The 14,320-nt window shown below is 41.5% G+C and carries 10 protein-coding genes; 4 read left to right on the top strand and 6 right to left on the bottom strand.

The features are described from left to right. Positions 1 to 3 precede the first annotated feature (3 nt). The 4 genes from HJC33_RS07360 to HJC33_RS07345 all read right to left on the bottom strand — a co-directional run bounded on the left by HJC33_RS07360 (position 4) and on the right by HJC33_RS07345 (position 8,514). Positions 4 to 1,422 carry a sensor histidine kinase gene (locus HJC33_RS07360; RefSeq protein ID WP_171658167.1) on the bottom strand — a complete coding sequence of 473 codons (1,419 nt, stop codon included), beginning with the start codon at positions 1,420 to 1,422 and terminating at the stop codon, positions 4 to 6. 184 nt (positions 1,423 to 1,606) lie between these two features. Next, positions 1,607 to 2,155 carry a CopD family protein gene (locus tag HJC33_RS07355; RefSeq protein WP_171658166.1) on the bottom strand — a complete coding sequence of 183 codons (549 nt, stop codon included), beginning with the start codon at positions 2,153 to 2,155 and terminating at the stop codon, positions 1,607 to 1,609. 88 nt (positions 2,156 to 2,243) lie between these two features. Next, positions 2,244 to 5,366, bottom strand: a complete 3,123-nt coding sequence (locus HJC33_RS07350) for a VPS10 domain-containing protein (protein ID WP_171658165.1) — start codon at positions 5,364 to 5,366, stop codon at positions 2,244 to 2,246. A gap of 10 nt (positions 5,367 to 5,376) precedes the next feature. Further along, positions 5,377 to 8,514: a WD40/YVTN/BNR-like repeat-containing protein gene (locus HJC33_RS07345; RefSeq protein ID WP_171658164.1), complete on the bottom strand. Its 3,138-nt coding sequence runs from the start codon at positions 8,512 to 8,514 to the stop codon at positions 5,377 to 5,379. Between the two features lie 105 nt (positions 8,515 to 8,619). On the opposite strand from HJC33_RS07345, the gene HJC33_RS07340 reads away from it, so the two are divergent. Genes HJC33_RS07340 through HJC33_RS07325 form a run of 4 tightly spaced genes read left to right on the top strand, consistent with a single transcriptional unit; the run spans position 8,620 to position 12,477 of the window. Continuing rightward, entirely contained in the window at positions 8,620 to 9,402 is a 783-nt protein-coding gene (locus HJC33_RS07340; protein ID WP_171658163.1) for a 3-keto-disaccharide hydrolase, read from the top strand. Positions 9,403 to 9,421: 19 nt separating this feature from the next. Then, a complete protein-coding gene (locus HJC33_RS07335; RefSeq protein ID WP_171658162.1) occupies positions 9,422 to 10,846 on the top strand; it encodes a Gfo/Idh/MocA family protein in 1,425 nt (474 codons plus the stop codon). Between the two features lie 18 nt (positions 10,847 to 10,864). Continuing rightward, the gene (locus HJC33_RS07330) at positions 10,865 to 11,305 is read left to right on the top strand and encodes a YybH family protein (protein ID WP_171658161.1); all 441 of its coding nucleotides are present in this window, start codon (positions 10,865 to 10,867) and stop codon (positions 11,303 to 11,305) included. A gap of 47 nt (positions 11,306 to 11,352) precedes the next feature. Further along, positions 11,353 to 12,477: a DmpA family aminopeptidase gene (locus HJC33_RS07325; RefSeq protein ID WP_171658160.1), complete on the top strand. Its 1,125-nt coding sequence runs from the start codon at positions 11,353 to 11,355 to the stop codon at positions 12,475 to 12,477. On the opposite strand, the gene HJC33_RS07320 is transcribed toward HJC33_RS07325, so the two are convergent. Together HJC33_RS07320 and HJC33_RS07315 are read right to left on the bottom strand one after the other, a co-directional pair. Beyond that, a complete protein-coding gene (locus HJC33_RS07320; RefSeq protein WP_171658378.1) occupies positions 12,474 to 13,133 on the bottom strand; it encodes an HAD family hydrolase in 660 nt (219 codons plus the stop codon). The genes HJC33_RS07325 and HJC33_RS07320 overlap by 4 nt on opposite strands. A gap of 25 nt (positions 13,134 to 13,158) precedes the next feature. Continuing rightward, the gene (locus HJC33_RS07315) at positions 13,159 to 14,277 is read right to left on the bottom strand and encodes a DUF2891 domain-containing protein (RefSeq protein ID WP_171658159.1); all 1,119 of its coding nucleotides are present in this window, start codon (positions 14,275 to 14,277) and stop codon (positions 13,159 to 13,161) included. Between the last annotated feature and the right edge of the window lie 43 nt (positions 14,278 to 14,320).

Here is a 14,320-nt window from a genome sequence, read left to right as displayed (position 1 = left end):
TTTTCAATTGTCTTTCTGTTCTTTTGGAAATTTTACTGTAAACACTGTGCCTTTGCCCAATTGCGAAGTAAAATCTATGGTACCTTGATAATTTTCCACAATATTTTTTACCATCCCAAGGCCAAGACCCATACCGCTTGATTTGGTAGTGAACTTTGGTTCAAAAATCTTATGTTTCAATTCGTCTGAAATACCAATTCCATTGTCTGCAACGGATATTTTAACCTTGTCACCCTCGCTGGCCACCGCCACCAAAATACGGGGCGATTCAATCTCGGGTATGGCCTGAATGGCATTTTTGACCAAATTGGTAATTACCCTAATGAGTTGAGTTCGGTCCAATTTGGCAATGATTTCTTCTTCTTCAGCTATAAAATGAATATAATCCTCATTGAAAATCTCCAACGCCAACTTCACAATGTTCACCACGTTCAAAGTTTCATTTTGCTGTGCGGGCATCTTGGCAAAACTGGAAAATGCACCTGCAATATTGCTCATGGTATCAATTTGCTGAATCAAACTTTTGGAAAACTCTTTGAGTTTGCTTTGGGCATTTGGGTCTTGAGGATCAAACTTGCGTTCAAAACTCTGCACCGTGAGCCGTAATGGAGTCAATGGGTTTTTAATCTCATGTGCTACCTGCCTAGCCATTTCACGCCAAGCCTGCTCACGTTCTCCCCTTGCCAATTTAGCAGCACTTTCTTCCAGTTCATCTATCATCCGGTTATAAGAACCTACCAAGTTCCCTATTTCTTCTCCTGGATTTTTGATGTATATTTTTTCATTGCGCTGCGTTAATCTGGTCCGTACCATTTTATTGGAAATGGTCTGCAACGAACGTGTAATGTATTTGGTAATGAAATATGCAAAAATGATAGCTGAAAGTAGCATCAATAGGTATACCCCCCCTAATCGGAACAAAAACTCCCGAAGTTCCATGTTGTTAAAGGAATTATCCTCAAAATAGGGAAGATTCATTATACCTATCGGTTTAAATTTACTGTCGTTGATATAAGTATAAGAAGCCTTATAATTGCCGCCCGCAGCGGTTTTTTCTTCCACATAGCGCCTATCTGCACTAGCTCTTAGGTTATTTAATATGATGGCATCCAAACAATTGGAAATGGAATCTGCTTCAAAACTGGGGCGTGAACTTTTAACAAGGCCCCCATCTAAATCGTAAATATTGAAATTCACATTTTGGACATCAGCAATTTTATAGATTTCATCCCTAAAAATGTATCCTAAATTTTCTTCAGTTGTTGGATACGTGGTTTCCCGAATCACATAAGCAATGCTCTGAAGGATTTGGTCTTCCTTCCGCTCCAATCTCTTTTCATGGTAGTCCTTCGCCTGCTCCCGATATTGATAAATGGTAATCCCCGCAATTAGAATGGAGGCCATTACCACTAAAAGGATCATAGCAAAGAAAATTCGAGATCTAAGGGAAAATTTCCTGAACAATCGTATTGAAGTTTGGGATTAAAGTTAGCAATAATCAAACCAAATTACGTGCAAGTTTTAAATGGAAGTCAAAGAATACGTACAATAACTAAACTCAAAAACGCTTTAATCCATTGCACTTAAAACTTGAGTTTATGCTTTCTTAAGCTTTCGGATTTTTATCCCGGATTCTTTTGTAAAGCCTAATCCCCAGCATCAATAAAATGGCAAGTGCAAAAATTCCAACAACACCATAAATCCAGTTAAAGGCACTTTTCAGCACTACTAGAAATACCACAGCAAAAAGAATCAGCGTAGCTACTTCGTTCCAGATTCGCATAAAGTTGGAAGAATACTTGATTTCATCCCGCTGTAACTGTTTAAAAATCTGATGGCACTTGAAATGATATAAAAAAAGCAGAGCCACAAAGGCCAGTTTTACATGCATCCAAGGTTGTTGGAGCCAACCTGGCATGATAAGCAATAACCAAATGGCAAACAGCGTGCACAATACGGCCGATGGCCAAGTAATGATATACCAAAGGCGTTTGGTCATCAACTTTAGTTGTTCTGATAGTATTTCTTTGTCTGGCGAGGGCTTTTGTGATGCTTCAATATGGTAAATGAACAATCTTGGAATATAAAAAAGTCCAGCGAACCAGGTCACCACAAAAATGAGGTGCAATGATTTTATGTAATTATAGTATTCCAAAAGAATCAAAGGTTATTTGGTGAAGGGCCAAAGGTAAAAAGTAAACAGGAATTCTCTTCACCTTTTACCCGTTAGCCCTATGCTTGTGCTACATACGAATAGCTCCGATGCCCTTATTCCATAATTTTTGATTGAATTCGGGTATATCTTTGCTAATCAATGTTTCTGCTCTTTGCCTAAATCCAATCCATTGTGCATCCAATTCGGCTCTTCTATCTTTTGATGATTGATTTACCCTTGGAATAGGACTATTGGTTTGGTTCATCAAAAAGAGATATTCTGCCGTAAACTTATTTGGGAAATTCTCCACATCGTCGTACGCTTGCGATTTTCGCTGTACCATTTCTTCGTCCCATGTCTTTAGTTTTTTCACCAGTGCTTCGCCTTCTTCCTTCAAAGCTTTATCGTCAACATCTTTTAGAAGTTTTTTAAGCTGCCCTTGTGCTTTGTAAAGCGAATTCAGTTTGTTGTGCATATCGGTGAGATTAGCCTCCAACTCAGACATAAATATGTCATATGCATCAAATTGCTCTTTTGGAACATTCAAATTAGGAGCTAGTACAACCTTTCCTGTTGTGGCAACCGTATCATTTTCCACTTTCAGCTTGAGTGTGTATTCCCCAGGCGACACTTTATGACCGGTAAAACCAGCTTCGATATAAACACCGGGAACTCCCGGAAGAATAGGGTGTTTTAAATCCCATACAAAACGGTTCAGTCCTTTTTCCTTACTTAAAACTGGGGCTGGTGGAGGTCCACCTCCGTTATGCGGTTTGTAATCTTTGTCTTTTTCAGAACTGAAACTCCTTATCAATTTGCCTTGGGCATTCAAAATCTCCAAGGTGATTTTTGTACTATCCAATTTTTTTGGCAAATAGTAATACAATACCATCCCGTTGGCAGGATTCACTCCTTCAAATGGAGCAGTGCCCTTGAATTTTTTACTATTCCCGTTCAGTTGACTTCCCCATGAACCATAAATGGTTTCTTCCGGCTGATACAGTTTAGTTTGATTTTCACCTTTTTTGTATTGGGAAAAAATGGACAAATCATCCAAAATCCAAAAAGACCGACCAGAAGTTGCGACAATCAAATCACCTTGATGCACTTTTAGGTCGAGAATTGGCGTTTTGGGCAAGTTCAACTGAAGTGGTTCCCAAGAACCACCATTATTCCAAGAAATGTAAATACCCTTTTCGGTTCCGGCATAAAGCAAACCTTTCTTATTGGCATCTTCACGAACAACTCTTGTAAAAGCTCCATAAGGAATCCCTGAGCTGATATTCTTCCATGTTTTACCATAATCTGTGCTTTTGTAAAGCGCGGGAGTATGGTCGTTGAACTTGTAACGTGTTGTGGCAATATAAACCGTAGCTGGGTCATGTGGTGAAACCTCAATGGCATTTACCAAACATTCCTGCAAACCTTTGGGTGTGATATTTTCCCATGATTCTCCCCCATTTTTGGTCACATGCACCAACCCGTCATCACTCCCTGTGTAGAAAACCCCTTTTTCATGTGGAGATTCTATCATATAGGCAATGGTTCCATAGTTTTCAGCCCCAACCGCCTCGTTAGTGTATGGTCCGCCACCGTTTCCTTGTTTGTCGTCTTGGTTACGAGTTAAATCGGGGGATATTTCTTCCCAGGTCAAACCATTATCGCGAGTGCGCAGTACCAATTGGGCACAATGATAAAATGTACCTGGCTCATGTTGGGACCAAATAATCGGAGCATTCCAATTATAGAGGTATTTCATGTCCCTAGCCTCACGTCCCAAATATTGAATTGGAGCCGCCATCACTTTGGTTCCCATTTTCGCTTGGGTATCCAACAAATTAATGGTGCCCAGATAGCTACCTCCCATCACGTAACGAGGATCATCTGGGTCAAAAGCCAAAAAGGCGCTTTCGCCTCCCGCGGAATAGTGCCAATCTTCACGGCCAATGCTCCATCTTCCCATAGAAAGGCTAGCAATCTTAACTGAAGTATTATCCTGTTGACCTCCATAAATATTATAAGGAAAAAGGTTATCGACACTAATTCGATAAAATTGCGCGGTGGGCATTATATCTTGAGTAGACCATGTTTTGCCATAGTTGAAACTGATAGCCGCGCCACCATCATTGGCAATCACCATGTTTTTTGAATTTTTCGGGTTGATCCACAGATTGTGGTAATCACCGTGTGTACCTGTAATTTCCGACCATGTCTTTCCCCCATCTTCCGATCGGAAAGCATCTGCACTCAACACATAAACCGTATTCTCATCATTGGGGTCGGCAAACACTTCAATATAATACCATGCGCGTTGCACCAAACGGTTATCGCCACTTACCATGGACCAACTCTTTCCAGCATCATTGGATGCAAAAAGCCCCCCTTTATCCTTATTGGAGTCACTTTCTATCAAAGCATATACTTTGTTGGGATTTGCTGGACTTACAACAATGGCCATCTTCCCTTTTTCTTCCGGAAGGCCTTTGGAAAGTTCCGTCCATGTATCGCCTCCATCAGTAGATTTATACAGTCCGCTGCCTTTGCCACCACTTATTACGATATTGGGTTTACGTTGATGCTCCCACATGGCCGCGTAAAGGACTAAAGGGTTTTGGGCATCCATGGAAAGTTCCGCAGCACCCGTCAACTCGTTTACAAAAAGGATATTCTCCCAAGTTTTTCCTCCATCCTTAGAGCGATACAGACCACGCTCTTTATTAGGGCCATACAATGCTCCTTGCGCAGCTACATAAACCAAATCTGGATTTGTTGGATGAATTACAATCCGGGAAATATGTTGGGTTTTTTCTAGACCTAATTTCACCCATGTCTTACCAGCATCATTTGATTTATACACCCCATCTCCATAAGAAGTCATTACCCCTCTGGGAGCATGTTCCCCCATACCTACATAGATTACATTGGGGTTAGATTCTGAAACAGCAACCGCACCTACCGATCCCATCTCAAAAAAGCCATCGGAAATGTTGGTCCAGCGCTGGCCTGCATCGGTTGTCTTCCATACGCCTCCACCTGTTGTTCCCATATAATAGGTCAAGGGATCACCGACCACCCCACTGGCAGTTACCGAGCGTCCACCTCGATAGGGCCCAATGTTTCTATATTTTACGGGTTGAAAATAGTCGTTGGCAGTTTGTGCAAAAGCTGTGGTTCCAAGAACCAGGGCTATTAGGTAAACCAGTCTTTTCATAATAGAAATCTTATTCTTCAATTGATAGATAATCCAACTCCAGACTATTGAATTCAGCATTGAATGCTTTCATTTCTTCATCGACCAATTTATCAAAAGCAGAAAGTTGTGTTTTAATTTGAGTTGAAAGTTCATTTTTAACTGCGATGTCCTGTTCCGTAGGAGGGAAATCATCAATGGAAACCAAACTATTCAAATGCCCTAATTTGTTCGTCAACCGAATTGGGAAATTCAAAGGATCTTGGTTACTTCTGTTTTTGGTTTGATACAGTGCTTTTTCAATATCCCCAAAATCCTCTTTCATCTGTTTTGCTTTTTCTACCAACTCCTTGACCTTTTCATCTTCCTCATATTGTTTGGTAAAGGCATCCAACTTTGCATTGATTTTTCTAATTTTTTTGATGGATTGATGTGCTCTATCTACAGTCTCATTGATATCAGAAATAAAATCATATTGCTTTTGCATATCTGCTACAGAAACCTCTGCCCTCGGGTCTGAAAGTATCGTAAAATCTTCAGATTGGTTGGCCCCATTAACATTCAAATGCACTTTGTAAGATCCAGGAACTGCTTTTGCTCCATTTAAATTGGCCCACCACAAAATCATGCCTTTCAGTTTTTCCGCTCCTTTTCCACGTGTATCCCAAACATGGGTATTTCCTCCTTTTTTAACCTTCAGTTTTTTATCCTTCTCTTTGGCAAAAGTGCTATACGAGGCCAAAGTATCCCCACTCATTGAGGTATACGTAAGGCTAATGCTATCTTTTTCGGAAGTGTTCTTCAAGTAAAAATGTGTCACAACACCATTGGGGTGATTCTGTCCTTCAGTTTTAGAAGGCTCCTTGGCAGCACTTCCTTTGGTTCTGTAGCTGTCCTTGGGTTTGAACAAAACGGCATTGGCATTTTTTTGGGAAGCATCCAGTTGGTGCAACACGGTAAGATCGTCAATGATCCAAACACTACGACCTTGGGTGGCCACAATCAGATTGTTATCCTTAATCGTTAAATCGGTGATAGGAACAATGGGCAAATTCAATTGAAACTTATCCCAACTTTGACCATCATTAAAGGAAATGTACATTCCTGTTTCTGTTCCTGCGTACAACAATCCTTTTTGTTTTGGGTCTTCTCTAACCACCCTGGTAAAATGTTCATTGGCTATACCTTTGGTGATTTTTGTCCATGTTTTACCATAATCTGTGGTCTTATATAAATAAGGCTGAAAATCTCCCAACTTATACCTAGTTGCCGCCACGTAGCAAGTACCTTCATCAAAGGCCGAAGGTTCTATGCTGTTGATCATGCTCCATTCTGGTATATTTGCAGGGGTAACATTTTCCCAAGTAGTACCACCGTCTTTCGTTACGTGAATCAATCCATCATCACTACCAACCCAAAGCAACCCTTCTTTCAAGGGACTTTCATTAGCCGCAAAAATGGTGCAATAATATTCTACCCCAGTATTGTCCTGCGTAATAGGCCCTCCACTACTGACCAATTTATCCGGGTCATTACGGGTGAGGTCACCACTTAACAATTTCCAGCTTTGTCCTTCATTGGTGCTTAAATGCACATGATTGGAAAAGGTGTAGAGTTTTTTCGGGTCGTGTTTACTGAATATGATGGGGAAATTCCATTGGAAGCGATATTTCATTCCCTCGGCACCATAACCCATAGGGTTATCTGGCCAAACATTGATTCCTCTTACGGTTTTGTTTTTGTGATTTACCCGTGTTAAAAACCCACCATAACTACCTCCGTAAACAATATCATTATTCGTTGGGTCCACAGCAATGTGTGCTGATTCACCCCCGGCAGTAGGTTCCCAATCGTCCTCCCCAATGGAGCCATCATCACTACGGTGATTGACCCTAATGGTAGAGTTATCCTGCTGTGCCACATAAATTCGATATGGAAAAGCATTATCCGTGGTCACTCTATAAAACTGTGCTGTAGGTTGATTGTAATACGTGCTCCAAGTTTCACCTCCATCATAACTGATCTGTGCTCCTCCATCATCACCAATAATCATTCGTTTGGAATTTTCTGGAGCAATCCACAAATCATGATGATCTCCATGGGGTGCATTGAACGTATTGAAGGTTTTTCCACCATCCGTGGATTTGTGATAACGAACATTCATCACATAGACCACATCCGCATCTTCGGTATCTGCATACACCCGGGTATAATACCAAGCTCGTTGTCTAAGTTTTCGTTCACTATTGACCTGGGTCCACTTTTTGCCACCATCGTCTGAACGGTACAATCCTCCTTTTTCTTTATTCTCCACAATGGCCCAAACCCTGTCGCTGTTTTTGGGCGATACGGTAACTCCAATAATTCCTAAAGTATCTTTGGGAAAGCCTTCATTTTTTGAAATTTCCGTCCATGTTTCCCCACTATCTGTACTTTTCCAAAGCGCAGAACCATCACCTCCGCTGCTCAAACTATAAGGTGTTCTTTTAGCTCTCCAAGTTGAAGCATATAAGATTCTCGGATTATTGGGATCTAAAGTCAAATCGACAGCACCCGCCTGATCATTCACAAAAAGTACTTGTCTCCACGTTTTTCCGCCATCAGTACTTTTATAAACGCCACGCTCTTTGGTTGGCTTATAAATATTTCCGAGAACAGCAGCATAGACTACATTATAATCCGTAGGATGAATTCTGATTCTGGGCACATGCCGGCTTTTTTCCAGACCGGCTTTTTCCCATGTTTTTCCAGCATCTTCAGTTTTCCATATACCATAACCACTGGATACATTTCCGCGAAGGGTCTTTTCACCTCCACCTACGTAAATCACATTGGGATCACTTTGGGCCACTTCCACAGCTCCAATACTTCCGCCGAAATAGCCATCAGAAATATTTTCCCATGTACGACCTCCATCCGTAGTCTTCCAAACACCCCCTCCGGTAGCTCCAAAATAAAATAGGTTGGGTTCTCCCGACACCCCGGTCACCGCAGCAGAACGTCCACCTCTAAAGGGCCCTACCAAACGATATTCTAGACTCGAATACAGTTCTTCAGGATATTGCGGAATGTTTTGGGTGTTTTTATTTCTTCGCTGTGCTTGGGAAGAAAGGGTAAAGAAGCAAAGTGCCAGCAAACAATAGCCAGCTTTAAAAAGCAATTGTCTCATTTTCATTTAGGTTGAATTAGTCAGGATTAAATGTAGGAAAAATGAAGAAGAAAGGTTGCAATATTTTGTACTTTAACCGATGATAACGTAACCAATAACCAAAACATGCGAAATTATTTAAAACTTCCCCTAGTGCTGCTACTCGTTGCAGCATGTAAAAATGAACCTAAACCGAAGCAAAAACCACAAGCAGAACAAGAGAAAAAAGTAGAGTGGGTGTATCTTTTTGATGGCACCAGTACAGATGGTTGGCGTGGATATAATATGGATTCCCTGCCTCCTGGATGGACCATAAAGGACAGTACCCTTACCTTTGATACTGAATTGGGATTGGAACAAGATTATGAAGGTGGCAAGGATATTCTTTATGGAGCAGAGGAATTTGACAACTTTGAGCTGTATTTGGAATGGAAAATTCCTGAAGGTGGCAACAGTGGTATCTTTTATCATGTAAAAGAAGGTTATGGCGGACCTCCTGAAGTATCACCAGAATATCAATTGATAGATGATGAAAACTATGCCAAAATTCATGACCTTACGAGTTACAATTCCCAATTTGGGGAGGAGCATCCAGAATTATTGCAAGGCTGGCAAAAAACTGGAGCTGATTATGCTATGCACGTAGCTGATGAATCACAAAAAGTACTGCATCCTGTAGGTGAATGGAATTCATCAAAAATAGTGTTCACTCCAAGCAAGGTTGAGCATTGGCTGAATGGAAAAATGCTCCTGTCCTTTGTGCCATGGGATGAGGATTGGCACAAAAAGAAAAATTCCGGGAAATGGGAAAATGCCCCTGATTATGGAAAATTCAAAAAAGGATATATAGCCTTGCAAGATCATGCCAGTCCCATCTGGTTCCGGAACATCAAAATCAAAAAACTTTAATCAACCAATAACCATACCGATGAACAAAAGAGAATTCATTAAAAAAAGCAGTGTAGGTGCATTAGGAATTATGATGGCTCCTTCACTTTTGAAAGGATCTATGATCAAAGAACGTTTGCGAACTGCACATATCGGTGTCGGAAATATGGGTGCCGAAGACCTTAAGGCAATTGCATCCCATAACGCTGTAGATGTGGTAGCCTTATGTGATGTTGATGCCATTAATTTGTCCAAGGCCCATAAATTGCACAAAGGTGCCCGAGTATTTTTTGATTACAGGACCATGCTTGAAGAAATGGGTGATGAAATTGATGCCGTAATCGTATCAACTCCCGATCATACCCATGCTCCGGCATCATTGCTTGCCATGCAAATGGGCAAACCAGTATATTGTCAAAAGCCACTGACACACTACGTATCTGAATCTCGCGCCATGAAAAAACTGGCCGCTGAGAAAGGATTGGTCACCCAAATGGGCATTCAAGTGCATTCCTTTTACGATTATCGATTAGCCACCCTTTTGATTCAATCGGGAATCATTGGAAAAGTTCATACCGTTCATGCCTGGTCTCCCAAAAACTGGGGTTACGATGGCCCTGTGCCCGAAGGTGAAGATCCCGTACCTGCACAATTGGACTGGAACCTGTGGCTGGGCACTTCGGCAGAACGCCCCTATAAAGAAGGATATTACCATCCTGGCAATTGGCGTAAACTTGTCGATTATGGGTGTGGAACATTAGGTGATATGGGGGTACATATTTTTGATACTCCATACAATGCATTGAATTTAGACGTGCCAATGACCATTACAACGGAATGTAGAGAACCCAATAATTATGGATATCCGCAGAACAATATCGTCACCTATAAATTTCCAGGAACAGCGTATACGGGCAAGAGCTTAAAATGGATATGGTATGATGGCCCTGGAATGCCAGTTGAGCATGAAGACTTATTACTCCCAGGTGCTAAAGCCAAAAAAGCCTCGGGCTCAAAGGAAAAAAGCCTTGAAGATAAGATGTCTCTCGATGCAAAAACTGCCAGTGAAGGAGAGCTTCCAGAACAAGGGGCCATGTTTGTGGGTGAAAAAGGAAGATTGTTGTTGCCACACTTTATGCAACTCCCCAAGAAAATTGTTAGAGGCAAATATGTAGATATCTCAAAACAAATAGCCAAAGTAAGTGAAGCCAATAACCTCGGTGAGCCCATCAGAAATTACGAAACCGAGGGGCCTAAGCACTACCATCAATTTGTGGATGCCTGTTTGGGAAAAGCCGAATGTACAGCTCCGTTTGAGTATGCTGCACGATTGACAGAAACTATCTTATTGGGCACCATTGCAGGGAGATTCCCCGGAGAAACTTTGCATTGGGATGCAGAAAAAGCTCAATTTGCTGAAGAAAAAGCCAACAAATATCTGGCTGGAGAATATCGAAAATTTTAACCTTCAACTCTTGTATTTATGAAAAAACTAGTTGGGTTAATTTACTTCATCTCGGCAGTTGTCCTTTCACAAGTTTCCAAAGAATCAGAAGATAAAGCAGCAATTCTAAAGGTTCTGTCAGTGCAAGAGGCTGCTTGGAACAATTATGATATTGCCCTTTTTATGGAAACCTATTGGAAATCTGACGACCTTGTCTTCTATGGAAGTGCGGGAGTGGTCAAGGGATGGGAAAACACCATGAATCGATATAAAAAAAGCTACCCTTCCAAGGAACACTTTGGCCACCTTAAATTGGTGGCCAATGAGGTTTCCCAAATAAATGATGATGCCTATATGGTTATGGGCGAATATCATTTAACCCGTTCTGTAGGAAATATGCACGGTATTTTTATGTTGGTACTCAAAAAGATTGATGGGGAATGGAAGATTATTGCAGATACTTCTTGTAAAACCGAATAAATTCAATTTTGATAGAAGAAGGGATTAAGAGAAAAAACCAAAAATTCATGGTCGCAAAGCAATATTTGGGCATAATTTTACTTTTCCCCATCGTATTGCTATCCCAATCCCGTCTTCGAGATTACGGAGTTGAAATTGGTATATTACAACCTGGCCCTCTAAATGCAATAACAGATGTGCTTGGTGCAAAAGTGGGGCATTTTACTTTGGTGAAGGGAGATAGTGTTCGGACTGGAGTAACCGCAATTCTTCCACATTCAGATAATATTTTCCAAGAAAAAGCGCCCGCTGCAATTTATATCGGCAATGGATTTGGGAAACTTGCAGGGTACACCCAAGTGAAAGAGTTGGGCAATATTGAAACGCCAATTGTACTCACCAACACTTTGAGCGTTCCTACCGCAGCCAATGCTTTGATTAGCTACACCCTAAATCTTCCTAAAAACGAAAATGTTAGGTCGGTCAATGCTGTTGTAGGAGAAACCAATGATGGCTACCTTAACGATATTCGAGGACGGCACATCAAAGAAGAACATATTTTTAGTGCTATCCATACTGCTTCAGATGGCCCGGTTAAAGAAGGAAACGTAGGCGCGGGCACTGGAACCATTTGTTTTGGTTTTAAGGGAGGCATTGGTACCTCATCACGTGTCCTGCCCAAAAAATCTGGAGGATACACCATAGGTGTATTGGTTCAAACCAACTTTGGAGGAGTACTACAAATTGCTGGAGTTGATGTCAGCAAACAACTCAACCATTATTCCAATAGTTTCAAATATTCCCCAGATGGGTCATGCATGATAGTGGTCATGACCGATGCTCCTTTGAATTCAAGAAATTTGGAACGCTTGGCCAAAAGAGCTATGATGGGTCTCGCAAAAACGGGAGGTATTGCAAGTAATGGAAGCGGTGATTATGTGATTGCTGTTTCCACAGCAGAAGAATGTCGAATTCCCTATTCCAGCGAAAACTCTATTCAAACCATTCCTAGTCTTCGAAACAGTGCAGTAACCCCTTTGTTTCTTGCCGTAATTGAAGCCACGGAAGAAGCCATTCTAAATTCACTCTTTGCGGCTAAAACCACAACTGGTCATAATGGGCATACAATCAAAGCCTTGCCAAAAGAAAAAGTATTGGCCATGCTAAAAGAAGCGAGGGTGGTAAAGAATTAGCGATTTATGTACTGTAGTTTCCCGTAGTTGATTTCTTCAAATGAAGTGATTACCTTGTTTGCCAAGCTGTAGTCTTGGTTTTTTGAATGTGGGCTATTGAAAGCCACAGCATAAATGCCGGCATCATGGGCCGCTTTGATTCCATTGGTAGCATCCTCAATTACAATGCAATGTTGTTTGACATGTCCCGAAGCTTCTGCAGCTTTTAAAAAAATTTCGGGATGTGGTTTTGATTCCTTTAAATCAGCGCCACTCAATTTGGCCACAAAATACTGGTCTAAATCAAAGCGCTCGAACACACCGTTGATGCTGGGCATAGAAGCTGAACTGGCCAAGACCAAGGTAAGTCCGTTAGCATAATATTCCTTTATCAAGTCCAAAACCCCATCAATCAACTGTAAGGCATTATCATTGGCAAAAAGAGTCTTGTAATGTTTCCGTTTACTGGCCACCAACTCCCCTGGTGCATGGTTTAATCCAAAATGATCCACCAATACTTGACAAATGGATAACGTTGCCATGCCAGTAAAACTTTCGTACAAAGATTCATCGACCTCAATGCCAAACTCTTTGAACATGGCATGGTAAGCTTTATAATGTAGGGGTTCAGAGTCGATAATGACCCCATCCATATCAAACAAAACGGCCTTGACCATTCTTTTTTTGGGCAAATATACTATTTCACTGTTGTCCCAAAGCATAAATTGCAAAAGAGCCCAACCAATGTCCTCCTTCATAATTATCCCCTATCAAATTGGGGAATGAATAGGCTAAATGTTCATGTGCCAATGGTAACAAATGTCCATAAGCTTCGGGATATTGTTTAGCAAGGCCATATAGCACCCACGCCCTACTAAAGTTCAATCCATCTAAATGAACCAGCTGACCATCTTCACGGTCGCCCACCAAGGCCACGGCCACATCAAAATCAGGTTCTTGTAGTTTTGGCATAAACTGTTGCATCCAAGCCAAAAATTCTTGTTTATCCATAATACGGCGCATCAAATCCAACTCTTCAAAACAAGGGGAAAGAAAATCGGCACCACTGGGTTCCCATGTCAACGGGCAATCAGCATCACTTTTATAAAAGTCCAAGGCACGTTGCTCAATGGCTTCGGTCAAGGCGGTATCTTCCAAGGTCTGGGCATAATCCCATGCAAAGGACAAGGCAAAAGCCGTATTGGTGTGGGTACCTACCCTTACAGGATATTGTAACTTAGGTAAATAATCAATGAATTTCTGGGCAATCAACTCGCTCAATGGTTCCAAATTTATTTCAAGCTCACGTGCTAGTGGATCATCCCACGTATGGATTTCTTCGGACAGCTTCAATAGCCAGGCCCAACCGTAGGTACGCTCATAATTTTTGTTGTGTTCCCCATCAAAATAAGCAACCTCACCCGCTATATTTTCCTTGGAGATATTTTCCAACAGTATCTTTCGTGCCCTTTCGGCCTCATCAAGATGTGGAAACTCCTTCAGCAACCTCACCATGGACCAATTGCCATGAACAGCGGAATGCCAATCAAAACAACCGTAGAAAGCAGGGTGCAAAGTTTTGGGCGGAGCCAAATCGTCCTCACTTCCCAAGGTCTGTCCCAACTTGTTGGGAAATTCCTTCTGTACACATTCCAAGGGAAGGGTGACCAGATTATTGGCCTGTGCTTGGGTCAACTGTATGGCTTCAACTGCCTTACTTTCAACAACAGTCTTTTCGGGTGTTGCTTCTTTATTGGCCTCTTTGCATGCATTGAGGACCAAAAAAATTGAGCAAAAAATCGGGATGATTCTATATTTCATATCAGCGATTAGGTTTTTCGGCATGAATGTAACAAAACCTATT

Source organism: Flagellimonas amphidinii, from assembly GCF_013090115.1.
In the GTDB taxonomy this organism is placed as follows: domain Bacteria; phylum Bacteroidota; class Bacteroidia; order Flavobacteriales; family Flavobacteriaceae; genus Flagellimonas; species Flagellimonas amphidinii.
This window is presented reverse-complemented; position numbering and strand designations above follow the sequence as displayed.

Excerpts from the sequence above, each read along its gene's own strand:
- HJC33_RS07360 (WP_171658167.1), bottom strand. The coding sequence starts at position 1,422 with ATGATCCTTTTAGTGGTAATGGCCTCCATTCTAATTGCGGGGATTACC.
- HJC33_RS07350 (WP_171658165.1), bottom strand. The coding sequence starts at position 5,366 with ATGAAAAGACTGGTTTACCTAATAGCCCTGGTTCTTGGAACCACAGCT.
- HJC33_RS07345 (WP_171658164.1), bottom strand. The coding sequence starts at position 8,514 with ATGAGACAATTGCTTTTTAAAGCTGGCTATTGTTTGCTGGCACTTTGC.
- HJC33_RS07340 (WP_171658163.1), top strand. The coding sequence starts at position 8,620 with ATGCGAAATTATTTAAAACTTCCCCTAGTGCTGCTACTCGTTGCAGCA.
- HJC33_RS07335 (WP_171658162.1), top strand. The coding sequence starts at position 9,422 with ATGAACAAAAGAGAATTCATTAAAAAAAGCAGTGTAGGTGCATTAGGA.
- HJC33_RS07330 (WP_171658161.1), top strand. The coding sequence starts at position 10,865 with ATGAAAAAACTAGTTGGGTTAATTTACTTCATCTCGGCAGTTGTCCTT.
- HJC33_RS07325 (WP_171658160.1), top strand. The coding sequence starts at position 11,353 with ATGGTCGCAAAGCAATATTTGGGCATAATTTTACTTTTCCCCATCGTA.
- HJC33_RS07320 (WP_171658378.1), bottom strand. The coding sequence starts at position 13,133 with ATGGTCAAGGCCGTTTTGTTTGATATGGATGGGGTCATTATCGACTCT.
- HJC33_RS07315 (WP_171658159.1), bottom strand. The coding sequence starts at position 14,277 with ATGAAATATAGAATCATCCCGATTTTTTGCTCAATTTTTTTGGTCCTC.